Origin of the sequence: Streptomyces sp. NPDC021356, assembly GCF_040641015.1 — a bacterium.
Lineage (GTDB): Bacteria > Actinomycetota > Actinomycetes > Streptomycetales > Streptomycetaceae > Streptomyces.
Genome location: NZ_JBFACU010000039.1, coordinates 20,235 through 35,390, shown reverse-complemented (window position 1 = coordinate 35,390; position 15,156 = coordinate 20,235). Strand labels below are relative to the sequence as shown.

Here is a 15,156-nt window from a genome sequence, read left to right as displayed (position 1 = left end):
CGGGAGTCGGGGGTGCCGGCGCAGGCGTTCGGCCCGGTGTTCCGGTGGATGTTCACCGGGCCGCGCCGCGCACGCCCGGTATGACCGGTCACTAGAATGTTCCCGCGAAATATGCCGTCAGATCAGTACCCGCACCCGCACTGCCATCGCCACTTCACCCTCGCCAGCGCTCGTCATTCACCCCGGGACCCGCCATTCACACCCTCGCCGGCCTGCTGCGCCGCCTTCCGCCGTCCTGCGGCCCCGTCCGCCTGGTCGCCGTCGACGGGCACGCCGGCTCCGGGAAGTCCACCTTCGCCGCCCGCCTGGCCGCGGCGCTCGGCGACGCACCCGTCCTGCACCTGGACGACATCGCGAGCCACGAGGAACTGTTCGCCTGGGACGGACGGCTGCTGGCGGAGGTGGTGGAGCCGCTCGCCCGAGGCGCCACGGCGCACTACGCGCCCTACGACTGGCGAGCCCGCCGCTTCGGCCCGGCCCCGCGCGCGCTGCCGCCGGCGCCGGTCGTCCTGGTCGAGGGTGTGGGCGCGGGACGCCGGGCGCTGCGCCCCCGCCTGGCCCGGCTGCTGTGGATGGAGCTGCCACGGGAGGAGTCCTGGGCGCGGGGGCGGGCGCGGGACGGAGCGGAGCAGCGGGGGTTCTGGACGGGCTGGGTCGAGGCGGAGCGCCGGCACTTCGCCGAGGACCCCTCCCGGCCCTTCGCGGACCTCTTGGTACGACAGTCGGCGACGGGGTACGAGGTGCTTCCGGGGCCCGCCGGAACGGTTGGACCGGACCAAATCATCACGCAGGGTGAGGGGCCGTCGGCAATGTGCTGAACTTGTGAAGGCCGGGCCCGTGCAACTTGGCCAAGTGTCCCAACTTCGCTTGACCCGGGGCCCGTACAGGTCTTACGTTCTCAATGTGCGGTCATCGCGGACCGCCCCGCAGACACGAAGCCCCCGGTTGTTCCCCCGTGACCGGGGGCTTCGTTCTGCCCGCGCACCGCTATCCGGACGCCAAGCGGCTTCGTTCGGTCACCCTCGGTCACCGAAGGGGGTGTACCGCTTTTGCTCCCCCTCTTCGAACGCCGTGTGCCGCACCCTTCGGCGGGCGGCGACCCCGCAGGTACGATGCCCTCGGTGCGACCTTCGAACGACTGCTTCGCGCACCTGCAACTCCGGTCCGCGGCACAGCGGTTCGACCAAGGAAGCCACCGGGCGGCGGTCCGGCGGCGAACCTACGGGGGCACGGTTTGTGGGGGACGTGATGGACTTCGGCACGCAGGGCCCCGACGCCCCGGCCGACCTCGCCTGGCTGCGCGGGGTGGACGCCTACACGATGGGCGCCTATCCGCAGGCCGAGGAGGAGTTCCGGGCCGCGGTGGAGATGGACCCCGGGATGGCGGACGGCTGGCTCGGACTGCACGCGCTGCGCGTCGACACGACGACCGCGCTGCTCAGGATGTTCCGGCACCGGGACCGCTTCGGCGAACAGCGCGCCCGGCACCGTCGCACCCTCAACTCCTGGTACTGGCTGGGCTGGTGGGTGCAGCCCGTCCTGGAGAGCCCCCGCGACCTGCTCCTCGCGCACGCCTCCCACTGGCTGGACGGACGCCACGTGCCCGAGCTGGACCGGGCCCTGGCCGGTCTGCCGCCGGTGGACGCCGACGCCCAGGTCCGTTTCCTGCACGCCTGCCGCGCCTACCTGGTCAAGGACTGGGAACAGCTGGTACGGCACACCGACCCGCTCGTCGACGATCCGATGCTCGGCATCGAGGCCGGCCTGTTCGGGGGCATGGCCCGGGTCCGGCTGGAGATGTACGGGCAGGCCGAGCCGCTGCTGTCGGCCGCGCTGATGCGGTGCCGCAGCGAGCAGCCGCAGCGCAAGGAGTTGCGGTACTGGCTGGCCAGGGCGCACGAGGGCACCGGCCGCAGCGCCGCCGCGCTCCCCCTGTACCGGGCGGTGCACCGGGTCGACCCCGCCTTCATGGACACCTCGGCCCGGCTCGCGGCGATCGCCGAGGGCGACGGCTACGACGACGAGGCCGCCGACCTCGCGGCGATCACGCTCGCCGGGGCCGGCCAGGACAGCGTGGACGGTCCCGACGTCCTGGACCCGCTCTTCGGCACCGAGGGCCGGGACCTCAGGCTCGACGAACCCGATCTGCCCGCCGCCGGCCCCTTCCCCTCCCCCGCCGACGCGGCGGTGCGCGCGCGAGCCTCGGTCGCCGCCGGACCGCTGCCCAGCGGCCCGACGGATCCCGCGTTACTCGAACAGGCGCTCGCCGAACTGGAGCGCATGGTGGGTCTGGAACCGGTGAAGCGCCAGGTCAAGGCTTTGTCGGCGCAGTTGAACATGGCCCGGCTGCGCGCAGGTCAGGGGCTGCCCGTGCAACCGCCGAAGCGCCACTTCGTCTTCTCCGGCCCCTCCGGCACCGGCAAGACCACGGTCGCGCGGATCCTCGGCCGGGTCTTCTACGCGCTCGGGCTGCTCGGCGGCGACCACCTGGTGGAGGCCCAGCGCGCCGACCTGGTCGGGGAGTACCTGGGGCAGACCGCGGTCAAGGCCAACGAGCTGATCGACTCCGCCATCGGCGGGGTCCTCTTCGTCGACGAGGCCTACTCCCTGTCCAACTCGGGGTACGGCAAGGGCGACGCGTACGGCGACGAGGCGTTGCAGGTGCTGCTGAAGCGGGCCGAGGACAACCGGGACCACCTGGTGGTGATCCTCGCCGGCTATCCCGAGGGCATGGACCGCCTCCTCGCCGCCAACCCCGGGTTGTCCTCCCGCTTCACCACCCGCGTGGACTTCCCGTCGTACCGGCCGCCGGAGCTCACCGAGATCGGCAAGGTGCTCGCCGCGGAGAACGGCGACCAGTGGGACGACGAGGCCCTGGACGAGCTGCGTTCGATCGCCGGCCACGTCGTCGGCCAGGAGTGGATCGACGAACTCGGCAACGGCCGGTTCCTGCGCACCCTCTACGAGAAGAGCTGCGCCTACCGGGACCTGCGCCTGTCGACGTACCCGGGCACGCTGACCCGGGGCGACCTGGCGACCCTGCGGCTGCCGGACCTGATGCAGGCCTACGGGGAGGTGCTGTCGGGCCGGGGCCCCCAGGACCCGTCGGCCCTGTGACGGGTCCCGCCGCGCACGCCCGGCCCGGCGCACACGTACGCCCACGGCCGGGCGGCCGTGGGCGCGCGGTGGAGGGGCGGGCTCAGGTGGCCAGGGCCTGTTCCGCCTGTTCCGGTTCCCCGCTCTCGCGGGGTTCGGTGAGGCGGACCTCCGGGGCCGGCCGGTGGGCGGGGTCGCGGACCTCGCCGACGAGGAGTTCCAGGACGTCCTCCAGGGCCACCACGCCGAGGACCCTGCCGGAGGCGTCCGCTACCTGGGCCAGGTGGGTGGCCGCACGGCGCATGACCGTCAGGGCGTCGTCCAGCGGCAGCTCGGACCTGAGCGTGGCCATGGGGCGCCATATCCGCTGCGGCACGGCCCGGTCGGAGTCCTCCAGGTCGAGAACGTCCTTGACGTGCAGGTACCCCATGAAGGCGCCGTTCTCCGCGGCGACCGGGAAGCGGGAGTACCCGGTGCGGGCGGTGAGCGCGACGATCTCGCCGGGGGTGACCGACGGGCTGACGGTGACCAGCGCGTCGCGGCGCAGCAGCACGTCGAGGACGGGCCGGGAGCCCAGCTCCAGCGCGTCCTCCAGGCGCTCCTGCTCCTCGGGGTCGAGGAGTCCGGCCTGCCCGGAGTCCTCCACGAGCCGGTTGAGCTGCTCGCTGGTGAAGACGGCCTCGACCTCGTCCTTGGGCTCGACGCGGAAGAGCCGCAGGATGCCCTGGGCACAGGCGCCGAGCGCGACGGTGACGGGCTTGCAGACGCGGGCGAAGGCGACCAGGCCGGGGGCGAGCCACAGCGCGGCCTTCTCCGGCGCGGCCATCGCGAGGTTCTTCGGCACCATCTCGCCGATGACGAGGTGGAAGAAGACCACGGCCGCCAGCGCGATGACGTAGCCCAGCGGGTGCACCATGCCGTCGGGCAGGTGCATCCGGGCGAAGACCGGTTCCAGCAGCCGCGCCACCGTCGGTTCGGCCACGGCGCCCAGGGTCAGCGAGCAGACGGTGATGCCGAACTGGGCGGCGGCCATCATCTGCGGCAGCCGCTCCAGGCCGTGCAGGACCTGGCGGGCGCGGGCGGTACCGAGCGGTTCGATCTGGCTGCGGCGGACGGAGACGAGCGCGAACTCGGCGCCGACGAAGAAGCCGTTGACGAGCACGAGCAGCGCGGCGAGGACCAGTTGGAGCACGCTCATCGGGCGGCCTCCGTCAGGGCCTCGGCGGTGGGGCTCGCGGTGGCCGTGCGCACGAGGCGGACCCGTTCGGCGCGGTAGTGGCCGACCTGGCGCACGGACAGCCGCCAGCCCGGCAGTTCGGCCTTGTCGCCGGGGGCCGGGATACGGCCCAGCAGGTCGGCGACGAGTCCGGCGACGGTCTCGTACGGGCCTTCGGGCGCGTCCAGGCCGATGCGCCGGAGCAGGTCGACCCGGCAGCCGCCGTCGGCGTCCCAGGCGGGCCGGCCGTCCTCCGGCGGGGCGGGGGCGAGTTCGGGCACGTCCTTGGCGTCGTGCTCGTCGCGGACCTCGCCGACGAGTTCCTCGACGATGTCCTCCAGGGTGACGACGCCCGCCGTGCCGCCGTACTCGTCGACGACGACCGCGATGGGCTGCTCACTGCGCAGCTGCGCGAGCAGCGGCTGCACGGGCAGGGTCTCGGGGACCAGCAGCGCGGGCCGGGCGATGCGGCCGACGGGGGTGCGCAGCCGTTCGTGCGCGGGGACCGCGAGGGCGTCCTTGAGGTGGGCCATGCCCACCACCTCGTCGATCTTCTCCTGGTAGACGGGGAAGCGGGACAGGCCGGTGGCCCGGGTGAGGTTGACCACGTCCTCGGCGGTCGCGGAGAACTGCAGGGCGCTGACCTTCACGCGCGGTGTCATGACGTGCTGCGCGGTCAGGTCGCCCAGGGAGAGGGTGCGTACGAACAGGTCGGCCGTGTCCTGTTCCAGGGCGCCGGCCTGGGCGGAGTGCCGGGCCAGCGAGACCAGCTCGCCCGGGGTGCGGGCGGAGGCCAGCTCGTCGGCGGGCTCGACGCCCAGCGCCCGAACCAGGCGGTTGGCCACCGTGTTCAGGGCGGCGATCACCGGGCGGAACAGGCGCGAGAAGTGGTGCTGCGGGCCGGCGACGAAGCGGGCGACCTGCAGCGGCCGGGAGACCGCCCAGTTCTTGGGGACCAGCTCGCCGATCACCATCTGGAGGGCGGAGGCGAGCAGCATGCCGACGACCACGGCGACACCGGAGACGGCGCCCTCGGGCAGGCCGGTCGCGGCGAGGGGGCCGTGCAGCAGCTCGGCCAGCGCCGGTTCGGCGAGCATGCCGACGACGAGGGAGGTGATGGTGATGCCGAGCTGGGTGCCGGAGAGCTGGAAGGACAGCTCGCCCAGCGACTCGACGACCGTACGGGCCCGTCGGTCGCCGTCGGCGGCGGCCTTCTCGGCGTCGGGGCGCTCGACGGTCACCAGGCCGAACTCGGCCGCGACGAAGAAGCCGTTGGCGAGAATCAGCAGGAAAGCCGCTCCGAGGAGCAGCAGGGGGATGGTCATGATGCCGCCGCCTGAGTGTGCGCGCGGACCGCTTGCTCGCGGTGCGCGCTATGTCGGCAGGGGGCGGCGCAGGTACTGCAGGACGATCCGTCCATCGCCGGAGGGAGTCACTCCTCGGGTAGCAGGAACCCCTGGCACCGGTCGGGGCTCAGGGGCGGAGACGCAGCGAAACGTCTCCGCCACCAGATTAATCAAGACCGGGCCGACCGCGTCAGGGCGGAGGCCCTCGAGTCAGCCCGGAGGGTCACCCCGAGACGGATCCGGGGTCCGTCCCCCGGGCCTGCTCCGGGTCGTGGACGGCGCGGGCGTCGACGAGCGCGCGCAGGGTGCGGGCGTCGGCGATGGCGCGCTGCCTGGCGATACCGGGCTGGATGCCCAGGGTGGGCAGGCTGGTGCCGTCGCTCAGGTTGAGGAAGACCCAGGGGTCGCCGGGGCGCAGGTTCACCTGGATGACCTCCGCCCACTCCAGGTGCCGCTTGGAGGTGATGTTCACCACGGTGATGCCGGAGTCGTCGGCGACCACCTTCGGCCGGGCCAGCAGCGCCAGCACGCCGAAGAGGAGGGCGCCGGTGAAGACGAAGCTGATGCGCTCGCCGGGGGTGAGCTGTTCCAGGAGCACGGCCACCGCCGCGATCACGACGAAGATCGCGACCCCGGCCGTGAGCAGCACCGCGCGGGTGTGCCCGGGCCGGAAGGTGACGGGGAGGGCGGGAGGGAGGTCGGACATCGGTCGGTCGTCCTCAGAGGCGGCAGGCGTGGATGGCCGTGGTCAGGATGGCGCGGGCACCGATGGCGTACAGGTCGTCCATGATCCGCTGGGCGTCCTTGGCCGGGACCATGGCGCGGACGGCGACCCAGCCCTCGTTGTGCAGCGGGGAGACGGTCGGGGACTCCAGGCCCGGGGTCAGCGCGACGGCCTTCTCCAGCTGCTCGACCCGGCAGTCGTAGTCCATCATCACGTACGTCCGGGCCACCAGGACGCCCTGGAGGCGGCGCAGGAACTGCTGCACCTTGGGTTCCTCGGCGTCCGCGCCGGTGCGGCGGACGACGATCGCCTCGGACTTCATGATCGGCTCGCCGAAGACCTCCAGACCCGCGTTGCGCAGGCTGGTGCCGGTCTCCACGACGTCGGCGATGACCTCGGCGACGCCCAGCTCGATCGCGGTCTCCACCGCGCCGTCGAGGTGGACGACGGAGGCGTCGACGCCGCTGTCGGCGAGGTGCTTGGCGACGATGCCCTCGTAGGAGGTGGCGACCGTCTTGCCGTTCAGGTCGCCGACGGCGTGCGCGGTGCCGGGCTTGGAGGCGAAGCGGAAGGTGGAGCGGGCGAAGCCGAGCGGGAGGATCTCCTCCGCGTTGGCTCCGGAGTCCACGAGCAGGTCGCGGCCGGTGATGCCGATGTCGAGGCGGCCGGAGGAGACGTAGATCGCGATGTCGCGGGGGCGGAGGTAGAAGAACTCGACCTCGTTGGTCGGGTCGACGATCCGCAGTTCCTTGGACTCGCGCCGCTGCTGGTAGCCGGCCTCATGCAGCATGTCCGCCGCAGGGCCGGAGAGTGAACCCTTGTTGGGGACGGCGATGCGCAGCATGAGGTCGGCTTCCTTCGCGTGAGGGGGTGTGTACGGCTCTTGGAGCGGGCGGGTCACAGGTGGGCGTAGACGTCGTCCAGGGAGATGCCGCGGGCGACCATCATCACCTGAACGTGGTACAGCAGCTGCGAGATCTCCTCGGCGGCCGCCTCCTTGCCCTCGTGCTCGGCGGCCATCCAGACCTCGGCGGCCTCCTCGACGACCTTCTTGCCGATGGCATGGACGCCCTTGCCGACCAGTTCGGCGGTGCGGGAGGTGGCGGGGTCGCCGTTGGCGGCCTTCTGCTGGAGCTCGGTGAACAGCTCCTCGAACGTCTTCTTGGACATGGTGCTGCTAACCCTACGCGCTCCGGGTCACTGGTCACCGCCAGGGTTCGGATACTGAACGCAGCGTGGCCGCGGTCGCCACTGCGGCGGTGACCGCCTCGTGGCCCTTGTCCTCCCTGGAGCCCTCCAGCCCGGCCCGGTCCAGGGCCTGCTGCTCGTCGTCACAGGTCAGTACGCCGAAGCCGACGGGGACCCCGGTGTCCACGGAGACCTGGGTCAGTCCCTGGGTGACGCCCTGGCAGACGTAGTCGAAGTGGGGGGTGCCGCCGCGGATGACGACGCCGAGGGCGACGATCGCGTCGTAGCCGCGGCCGGCGAGGACCTTCGCCACCACCGGCAGTTCGAAGCTGCCGGGGACCCGGAGCAGGGTGGGCTCGTCGATCCCCAGTTCGTGCAGGGCGCGCAGGGCGCCGTCCACCAGTCCGTCCATCACCTTCTCGTGCCACTGTGCCGCGATGACGGCGACCCTGAGGTCCCCGACGTTCCGGACGGACAGATCCGGTGCACCCTTGCCGCTCACGTGTCTCCTCAGTGCTGTGTCGTTACTGGTTGCCGCAGGTGGGCGCCGTGGACGCGTCCAGCCAGGGCAGGTCGTGCCCCATCCGGTCCCGCTTGGTGCGCAGGTAGCGGAGGTTGTGCTCGCCGGCCTGGACGGGCATGGGCTCCCGGCCGGTGACCTTGATGCCGTGGCGCAGCAGCGCGTCGGCCTTGTCGGGGTTGTTGGTCATCAGGCGGACGCCGCGCACTCCGAGGTCCTTGAGGATCTGCGCGCCGGCGCCGTAGTCGCGGGCGTCGGCGGGCAGGCCGAGTTCGAGGTTGGCGTCGAGGGTGTCGCGGCCCCGCTCCTGGAGTTCGTAGGCGCGCAGCTTGGACATCAGGCCGATGCCGCGCCCCTCGTGGCCGCGCAGGTAGACCACGACGCCCCTGCCCTCGCGCTGGATGCGCTCCAGGGAGGCGTCCAGCTGGGGGCCGCAGTCGCAGCGCAGGGAGCCGAAGACGTCCCCGGTCAGGCATTCGGAGTGGACCCGGACGAGGACGTCGTCGCCGTCGCCGATCTCGCCGTGCACGAGGGCGACGTGTTCCACGCCGTCCACGGTGGAGCGGAAGCCGTGTGCGGTGAAGGTGCCGTGCGCGGTGGGGAGGCTGACCTCGGCCTCGCGGCGGACCGTGGGTTCGCTGCCGCGCCGGTAGGCGATCAGGTCCTCGATGGAGATGATCGTCAGGCCGTGCTTGCGGGCGAAGAGGAGCAGCTCGGGCAGGCGGAGCATGCGGCCGTCCTCGCCGGCGATCTCGACGATGGCACCGGCCGGGCGCAGGCCCGCGAGCCGGGCGAGGTCGACGGCGGCCTCGGTGTGGCCGTCGCGGACGAGGACGCCACCGGGCCTGGCGCGCAGCGGGAAGACGTGGCCGGGCCGGACGAGGTCGCCCGGTTCGGCGGTGCCGCTCGCCAGGAGCTGGAGGGTGGTGGCGCGGTCTGCGGCGGAGATGCCGGTGGTCACGCCGTACGCGGCGGTGGCGTCGACGGAGACCGTGAACGCGGTCTTCATCGACTCGGTGTTGTCCTCGACCATCTGCGGCAGGTGCAGCCGGTCGAGTTCCTCGCCCTCCATGGGGGCGCAGATCAGACCGCGGCACTCGCTCATCATGAAGGCGACGATCTCGGGGGTGGCCTTCTCCGCGGCGACGACGAGGTCGCCCTCGTTCTCGCGGTTCTCGTCGTCGACGACCACGACCGGGCGGCCGGCCGCGATGTCGGCGACGGCCTGCTCGATCGGATCGAGCGCGAAGTCCTCGATGTCGTCGGTGCTGTACAGGACGGGTGCCGCAGTCATGCGGGCGCTCCTTCCGGGACGGGCCGCGCGCCCTGGCGGGAGCGCAGCCACCAGTCGCGCATGCCCCACAGGACGAGCGCGCCGTAGATGACGTAGACGAAGCCGGAGAAGGCGAAGCCGCCTGCGAAGTTGAGGGGGACGCCGACGGCGTCGACGAGCAGCCAGGCGAACCAGAACTCGACCATGCCGCGCGCCTGCGCGTACATGGCGACGACGGTGCCGACGAAGATGTAGGCGTCGGGCCAGGGGTCCCAGGACAGGGACGGGTAGGCCTCGAACAGGGCGGCGACCGCGACCGTGCCGACGGCGGCGGTGGCGAGCAGGGCGGCCCGCTCGCGCCAGGTGGCGAACCGGACGGCGATGTGGCCGTCCTGCGCCGTGCCCCTGCCGCGGTTCCACTGCCACCAGCCGTAGACGGCGACGACCATGACGACGATCTGCTTGCCCGCGCTGCCGGACAGGTGGGCGGTGGCGAAGGCGGCGAAGAGGATCACGCCGGACAGGAACTGGGTGGGCCAGCTCCATATGGAGCGCCGCCAGCCGAACGCCAGGCCGAGCAGGCCGATGATGTTGCCGATCATGTCGGACCACTTGATGTGCTGGCCGAAGACGGTGAACGCCTCCGAGTTGAGCCAGTTCACCGGCCGGCCCCCGCGATCCGGTCGCCGAGCAGCCGCTCGACGTACTTGGCGACGACGTCCACTTCCAGGTTGACCGGCTCCCCGGGCTGTTTCAGCCCGAGGGTGGTCAGCGCGAGGGTGGTCGGGATGAGGCTGACGGTGAAGTGCCCGGCGCCCGCCTCGACGACGGTGAGGCTGATGCCGTCGACGGTGATGGAGCCCTTCTCCACGACGTAGCGGGCGAGGTCCGCGGGGAGCGCGATCCGCACGATCTCCCAGTGCTCCGAGGGGGTGCGCTCCAGGATCGTGCCGGTGCCGTCGACGTGGCCCTGGACGATGTGGCCGCCGAGGCGGGCGCCGACGGCGGTGGGGCGTTCGAGGTTGACGCGGGAGCCGGGGGTGAGGGCACCGAGGCTGGAGCGTTCGAGGGTCTCCGCCATGACGTCGGCGGTGAACTCGTCGCCCTCGTGGTCGACGACGGTGAGACAGACGCCGTTCACGGCGATGGAGTCGCCGTGCTGCGCGCCCTCGGTGACGACGGGGCCGCGGAGGCGGAAGCGAGCGGCGTCGCCGAGGTCCTCGACGGCGGTGACCTCGCCCAGCTCTTCGACGATTCCGGTGAACACTTCCCGGGTCCTCCTGCCTCTTCGGGCACGGACTCCGGGGCTGCCGACGACGGCAGAGCACACGAACGAGCACACGGGGGCGACGGCGCCGGAGCGGAACCCGTCGCACGGACGGGCCCGTAGACGGCGACGCGCACAGATGTGCCCGCTCGCCGCGCACTGCCTCCCATCCGGACTTTAACCGTCGGTCCAGGAATTTCACCTGGTCAACCGGCCGCTGGAAGCGACCGGGTCGCGGACTGTAACCGCCGGTTCGGACTTTCACCGACCCCGGAGTGCGCTGCTACTGGTACAGGGCCAGTGTGCCACGCGCGGTCGGCGTCCATACGGACGATCGGTGTGGGCTCGATCACAGAGAGCGTCGCCGACCCGGTCGCGCGGGAGCGGGTGAGAGGCCCGGCGGCGGGCAAGGGCCGTCGTCACCGCCGCCGGGCCGGCCTGTGCAGGAGTCAGACCCTAAAAGGACTAGACCAGTAGGGTCAACAGGTGCGCGTGCCAAGAGAGTTCCCCGGGTGAGGTGCGGGTGCGGTCACCGCCGGACCCGGAGAAGCTGGATCCCGTAGACCCATGGGCCCCGCCCGTGCGCAGGGGCACCACGGGGCCGTCCGGAGGCACCGTCCGAAGGGGCTGAACGGCATGACCACGATCCTGGTGACCGGTGGGACCGGAACCCTCGGCCGGCCGGTCGTGGAGCGGCTGCGGGCGGACGGGCACGAGGTGCGGGCGCTCGGCCCGGGCGCCCGGCCGCACGCCGTCGAGCTGCGCGAGGGCGGTCCGGCGCTGGACGCGGCCGTGGCCGGCGCGGACACGGTCGTGCACTGCGCGGGCGCGCCCCGCGGCGAGGAGGAGGGCGCCGCCCACCTGATCGCGGCGGCGCGCAGGGCCGGGGTGGGTCATCTGGTGCTCGTCTCCGTCGTGGGCGCGGGCCGGGTGCCGCTCGGCCCCTACCAGAGCAGGCGGGCGGTGGAGCGGCTGGTCGAGGAGTCGGGCCTGGGCTGGACCGTGCTGCGCGCCACCCGGGCCCACGACGTCCTGGCGTCCTTCTTCGAGCGCCGGGCCAGGCCGCCCGTCATGCTGCTCCCGGCGGGCGTACGGGAGCAGCCGGTCGAGGCCGCCGAGGTCGCCGGACGGCTGGCCGCACTGGCGGTGGGCGCGCCGGCGGGCCGGGTGCCGGACATGGGCGGCCCCGAGGTGCGCCCCGTCGAGTCCCTGGCCCGTGCCTACCTCAGGGCCACGGCCCGCCACCGGCCGCTCCTGAGCCTGCCGCTGCCGGGCCGCGCCTACCGGGGCTTTCGCGAGGGCGAGCACCTGGCGCCGCGTCAGGCCGTCGGCAGACGCACCTTCGAGGAGTACCTGACGGCCCGCTTCGGGCCCCGCATCGAGACGGGACGACAGGACTGAACCGCGCGGGCGGCGCGCCGGACGCGGACCGGCGCCCGGCGCGGCCGCCGTGGATCCGCGTCGTTCAGCGGGGCGGCGGGCCGGCCGGGCCCGGGGGCGTGAACAGGATCTCCTGGGCGCTGTCCCGCGCCGTCAGGAGCGCGCCGCGCAGCACCGCCCCGCCCCCCAGCGTGCTCGCACGCACCTGCGTGGGCAGCGGTGACATGCGGGCGACCCGGCTCGCCACGCGCGCGGCGAGCGCGTCCCCCCCGGCCCGCCCGGTCTCCCCGCCCAGCACCACGCACCCGGGGTCCAGCACGGCCACCACGGAGGCCGCGCCGAGGGCCAGCCGGTCGGCGAGGACGTCCAGGAACTCGGCGGCCCTGGGCGTCTTCGCGCGCACCGCGGCCCGCACCAGGTGGGCGGCGGCCGGTTCGCGTCCCGTCGCCGCCGCGGAGAGCCCGTACGCGCCGGCCAGTTCCACCACCGCCGCCGAGCCGGCCAGCGAGTGGAAGCCGCCCGCGCAGTCCGTGGCGGAGGGCAGGCCGCCGGTGCCGGGCACGGGCAGGAAGCCGATCTCGCCCGTGCCGCCGGAGGCACCGTGCCGCAGCGCACCGTCCAGGACCACCGCGGCACCGGCGCCGTGGCCGAGCCACAGCAGGACGAAGGTGTCCCGCCCCCGGGCGACCCCGTCGCGCTGTTCGGCCAGCGCGGCGAGGTTCGTCTCGTTCTCGACGATGACGCGCGCCCACGGCAGCCGCTCCTGGAGCGCGGCCACCAGCCGGCGGTGCCACTCGGGCAGCCCGGTGGTCTCGCGCAGTTCGCCCGTGGCCGGGTCGATCAGGCCGGGCGCGCCGATGCCGACGGTGTGCAGCCGCTCCGCCCCCGCCTCCTTGGCCGCCCGTTCCACGAGGGTGACCGCCTGTTCGACGGCGGGCCCGGTCCCGGTGTCCGGGCCGATCGGCACCGACGCGGCGGCCAGCTCCCGCCCGAGCAGGTCGCAGACGGTCACGGCGACGCTGTCGGTGCGCACGTCGAGGGCGGCGAGGTGGGCGCGGTCGGCGACGATGCCGTACAGCCGGGCGTTGGGGCCGCGCCGTTGCTCCCCCGACTCCCCCACCACGGTGATCAGACCGGAGACCGTCAGACGCTCGACCAGATCGGCGACGGTCGGCCGGGACAGTCCGGTCAGCTGCTTCAACTGCCCTGCCGTCAACGGCCCTTCCTGCTGCAGCAGGCGCAGGGCGAGCCGGTCGTTGATGGCCCGGGCGGTGCTCGGGGATGCGGGCATGCCGGGAATCCTTCCAGATCGGTGGGGCGGGGCCGCGTCATGGGCCGCCCGTTGATCCCCTATCTATCAGGCAGGGTCCCTGATAGTTTACGTCCGCAGAACTCGGCGGGACACGGCAGACGCCCGGGAGGGGCCCGAGAATGACAGCAGTGGTCTACCAGCAGCGCGAGGTCAGACGCGCCCGGTACGCCGTGGCGGCCGTCTTCGCCGTGCACGGCGCCGTGACGGGTTCGTTCGCCACCCGGGTGCCGTGGATCCAGGACCACGCCTCGGTCAGCGCCGGACAGCTGGGCCTCGCCCTGGCGTTCCCCGCTCTGGGCGCGTCGTTGGCGATGCCGCTGGCCGGCGGCATCAGCCACCGTTTCGGCGCCCGCGCCGCCCTGCGCGGCCTGCTGGCCCTGTGGACGCTCTCCCTGGTCCTCCCCTCCCTCGCCCCGAACCTGCTCACCCTCTGCCTGTCCCTGTTCGTCTACGGCGCCTCGGCGGGCATGTCGGACGTCGCGATGAACGCGCTCGGTGTGGAGGTGGAGAACCGGCTCGGCCGCTCGATCATGTCGGGGCTGCACGGCATGTGGAGCGCGGGCGCCCTCATCGGTTCGGCGGCCGGCACCCTCGCCGCGCACTTGGGCGCGGACGCCCGCCTGCACCACGAGCTGACGGCGGCCGTGCTGACGGTCCTCGGCTTCGTCGCCTGCGCCTGGGTCCTCGACCTCCAGCCGGCCGAGGACGAGGAGCCGCCGCCGCGGTTCGCTCTGCCGCCGAAGTCGGCGCTGCTGATCGGCGCGGTCGGGTTCTGCGCGGTGTTCGCGGAGGGCGCGAGCCTGGACTGGTCGGCGGTGTACCTGCGCCACCAGCTGGAGACCTCGGCCGGGCTCGCCGCGGCCTGCACCACCGGTTTCACCTTCACCATGGCCGTCGCCCGGATCGCCGGCGACAAGGTGGTGGACCGGTTCGGCTCGGTGCGCACGGTACGGGCCGGCGGGGTCCTGGCCGTCGCCGGGGGCCTGCTCGTCGTGGCGGCGGGGCATCCGGCGGTGGCGATGACCGGGTTCGCACTGATGGGCCTGGGCATCGCGGTCGTCGTCCCGCTCTGCTTCGCCGCGGCGGGCCGCAGCGGGCCGAACCCCAGCCAGGCCATCGCGGGCGTGGCGACCATCACCTACACCTCGGGCCTGATCGCGCCGGGCGCGATCGGCGGTCTCGCCCAGGCGACCAGCCTGGTGGTGTCGTTCGGGCTGGTCACCGTGCTGGCATGCGGCCTCGCGGTCTTCGCCGGGGTGCTGCGGGCGGGCGACCGGGACCGCCCCAGGGTCACGGGGCCGGGCGCAGCAGTTCCCGACCCGCGGCCCTGAACTCCTCGCTCCACGGCGCGGGCCGCAGCGTGGCGGGGTGGAGCCGGACCAGGACACGGCTGCCGCGGGCGTACGTCAGCGCGCCGTCGGGCGAGCAGAAGCGGAAGCCGTAGGTCAGTCCGGTGGTGCCGAGCCGGTCCAGCCACAGGTGGACGGCGTACTCACCCGGCCGGGTCACCGGTGCCTCGTAGCTGATCCGCAGTTCCTTGACGGCGTTGCACGCGTCCCCGGCGGCCACCCAGTCGCCCTCGAAGCGGAATCCGTGCTCGTGCCACAGCCCGGACCAGGCGCGTTCGACCATGAGCGGGTAGCGGGCGTTGTGCAGCAGCCCGAGCGCGTCCAGGTCGTCGAAGTGGACGGCGACGGGGATCAGCCGCCCGTACGACAGGGCGGGGGCGGCGGGTGCTTCGGCGGTCAAGGGGGTGCTCCTGAACGTACGGGCCGGGTACTGGATCGACCCTCATTCTAAGCGGTCGCTCAGTACGCCCGGCGGGGAAGGTGCT

General features: G+C 73.2%; 15 protein-coding genes and 1 riboswitch. Of the genes, 4 read left to right on the top strand and 11 right to left on the bottom strand.

From position 1 onward, the window contains the following. The first annotated feature begins 194 nt into the window (after positions 1-194). The gene (locus AB0G56_RS35485) at positions 195-818 is read left to right on the top strand and encodes a hypothetical protein (protein WP_360978270.1); all 624 of its coding nucleotides are present in this window, start codon (positions 195-197) and stop codon (positions 816-818) included. 430 nt (positions 819-1,248) lie between these two features. After that, positions 1,249-3,117, top strand: coding sequence for an AAA family ATPase (locus AB0G56_RS35480; RefSeq protein WP_360978187.1), 1,869 nt, complete (start codon positions 1,249-1,251; stop codon positions 3,115-3,117). Between the two features lie 82 nt (positions 3,118-3,199). Here the strand turns inward: AB0G56_RS35480 and AB0G56_RS35475 are convergent, their stop codons facing one another. From AB0G56_RS35475 to AB0G56_RS35435, 9 genes are all read right to left on the bottom strand, one after another. Beyond that, positions 3,200-4,294 carry a hemolysin family protein gene (locus tag AB0G56_RS35475; protein ID WP_360978185.1) on the bottom strand — a complete coding sequence of 365 codons (1,095 nt, stop codon included), beginning with the start codon at positions 4,292-4,294 and terminating at the stop codon, positions 3,200-3,202. Then, positions 4,291-5,637, bottom strand: a complete 1,347-nt coding sequence (locus AB0G56_RS35470) for a hemolysin family protein (RefSeq protein WP_360978182.1) — start codon at positions 5,635-5,637, stop codon at positions 4,291-4,293. Before AB0G56_RS35470 ends, AB0G56_RS35475 begins: the two co-directional genes overlap by 4 nt. A 244-nt stretch (positions 5,638-5,881) precedes the next feature. Beyond that, positions 5,882-6,364, bottom strand: a complete 483-nt coding sequence (locus AB0G56_RS35465; protein WP_360978179.1) for a PH domain-containing protein — start codon at positions 6,362-6,364, stop codon at positions 5,882-5,884. A 13-nt stretch (positions 6,365-6,377) separates the two neighbouring features. Next, positions 6,378-7,226, bottom strand: coding sequence for an ATP phosphoribosyltransferase (gene hisG / locus AB0G56_RS35460; RefSeq protein ID WP_360978176.1), 849 nt, complete (start codon positions 7,224-7,226; stop codon positions 6,378-6,380). 53 nt (positions 7,227-7,279) lie between these two features. Continuing rightward, positions 7,280-7,552 (bottom strand): phosphoribosyl-ATP diphosphatase, encoded by a 273-nt coding sequence (locus tag AB0G56_RS35455; RefSeq protein WP_086730082.1) that lies wholly within the window; start codon positions 7,550-7,552, stop codon positions 7,280-7,282. A gap of 34 nt (positions 7,553-7,586) precedes the next feature. After that, positions 7,587-8,072: a 6,7-dimethyl-8-ribityllumazine synthase gene (gene ribH, locus AB0G56_RS35450; protein ID WP_360978174.1), complete on the bottom strand. Its 486-nt coding sequence runs from the start codon at positions 8,070-8,072 to the stop codon at positions 7,587-7,589. 22 nt (positions 8,073-8,094) lie between these two features. Continuing rightward, positions 8,095-9,384: a bifunctional 3,4-dihydroxy-2-butanone-4-phosphate synthase/GTP cyclohydrolase II gene (locus AB0G56_RS35445; protein WP_360978171.1), complete on the bottom strand. Its 1,290-nt coding sequence runs from the start codon at positions 9,382-9,384 to the stop codon at positions 8,095-8,097. Beyond that, complete coding sequence (locus tag AB0G56_RS35440; RefSeq protein WP_360978168.1) at positions 9,381-10,025, bottom strand: nicotinamide mononucleotide transporter family protein; 645 nt, start codon at positions 10,023-10,025, stop codon at positions 9,381-9,383. Before AB0G56_RS35440 ends, AB0G56_RS35445 begins: the two co-directional genes overlap by 4 nt. Then, entirely contained in the window at positions 10,022-10,630 is a 609-nt protein-coding gene (locus AB0G56_RS35435; protein WP_360978165.1) for a riboflavin synthase, read from the bottom strand. The genes AB0G56_RS35440 and AB0G56_RS35435 overlap by 4 nt, the downstream gene beginning before the upstream one ends. Before the next feature lie 152 nt (positions 10,631-10,782). Next, positions 10,783-10,913, bottom strand: a riboswitch (FMN riboswitch). Positions 10,914-11,266: 353 nt separating this feature from the next. Here AB0G56_RS35435 and AB0G56_RS35430 point away from each other — a divergent pair. Next, on the top strand, positions 11,267-12,031 hold the full coding sequence (locus tag AB0G56_RS35430; RefSeq protein ID WP_360978162.1) for an NAD(P)H-binding protein: 765 nt from the start codon (positions 11,267-11,269) through the stop codon (positions 12,029-12,031). A 64-nt stretch (positions 12,032-12,095) separates the two neighbouring features. On the opposite strand, the gene AB0G56_RS35425 is transcribed toward AB0G56_RS35430, so the two are convergent. Further along, the gene (locus AB0G56_RS35425) at positions 12,096-13,301 is read right to left on the bottom strand and encodes an ROK family transcriptional regulator (RefSeq protein WP_360978159.1); all 1,206 of its coding nucleotides are present in this window, start codon (positions 13,299-13,301) and stop codon (positions 12,096-12,098) included. Between the two features lie 140 nt (positions 13,302-13,441). On the opposite strand from AB0G56_RS35425, the gene AB0G56_RS35420 reads away from it, so the two are divergent. After that, positions 13,442-14,653, top strand: a complete 1,212-nt coding sequence (locus tag AB0G56_RS35420) for an MFS transporter (RefSeq protein WP_360978156.1) — start codon at positions 13,442-13,444, stop codon at positions 14,651-14,653. On the opposite strand, the gene AB0G56_RS35415 is transcribed toward AB0G56_RS35420, so the two are convergent. After that, positions 14,613-15,071 (bottom strand): thioesterase family protein, encoded by a 459-nt coding sequence (locus AB0G56_RS35415; RefSeq protein ID WP_360978153.1) that lies wholly within the window; start codon positions 15,069-15,071, stop codon positions 14,613-14,615. The genes AB0G56_RS35420 and AB0G56_RS35415 overlap by 41 nt on opposite strands. Positions 15,072-15,156: the final 85 nt, after the last annotated feature.

What these genes read in the sequence shown, in the direction of transcription:
- AB0G56_RS35480 (WP_360978187.1), top strand. Translation starts at nt 1,249, where the DNA reads ATGGACTTCGGCACGCAGGGCCCCGACGCCCCGGCCGACCTCGCCTGG.
- AB0G56_RS35475 (WP_360978185.1), bottom strand. Translation starts at nt 4,294, where the DNA reads ATGAGCGTGCTCCAACTGGTCCTCGCCGCGCTGCTCGTGCTCGTCAAC.
- AB0G56_RS35470 (WP_360978182.1), bottom strand. Translation starts at nt 5,637, where the DNA reads ATGACCATCCCCCTGCTGCTCCTCGGAGCGGCTTTCCTGCTGATTCTC.
- AB0G56_RS35465 (WP_360978179.1), bottom strand. Translation starts at nt 6,364, where the DNA reads ATGTCCGACCTCCCTCCCGCCCTCCCCGTCACCTTCCGGCCCGGGCAC.
- hisG (WP_360978176.1), bottom strand. Translation starts at nt 7,226, where the DNA reads ATGCTGCGCATCGCCGTCCCCAACAAGGGTTCACTCTCCGGCCCTGCG.
- AB0G56_RS35455 (WP_086730082.1), bottom strand. Translation starts at nt 7,552, where the DNA reads ATGTCCAAGAAGACGTTCGAGGAGCTGTTCACCGAGCTCCAGCAGAAG.
- AB0G56_RS35445 (WP_360978171.1), bottom strand. Translation starts at nt 9,384, where the DNA reads ATGACTGCGGCACCCGTCCTGTACAGCACCGACGACATCGAGGACTTC.
- AB0G56_RS35430 (WP_360978162.1), top strand. Translation starts at nt 11,267, where the DNA reads ATGACCACGATCCTGGTGACCGGTGGGACCGGAACCCTCGGCCGGCCG.
- AB0G56_RS35425 (WP_360978159.1), bottom strand. Translation starts at nt 13,301, where the DNA reads ATGCCCGCATCCCCGAGCACCGCCCGGGCCATCAACGACCGGCTCGCC.
- AB0G56_RS35420 (WP_360978156.1), top strand. Translation starts at nt 13,442, where the DNA reads ATGACAGCAGTGGTCTACCAGCAGCGCGAGGTCAGACGCGCCCGGTAC.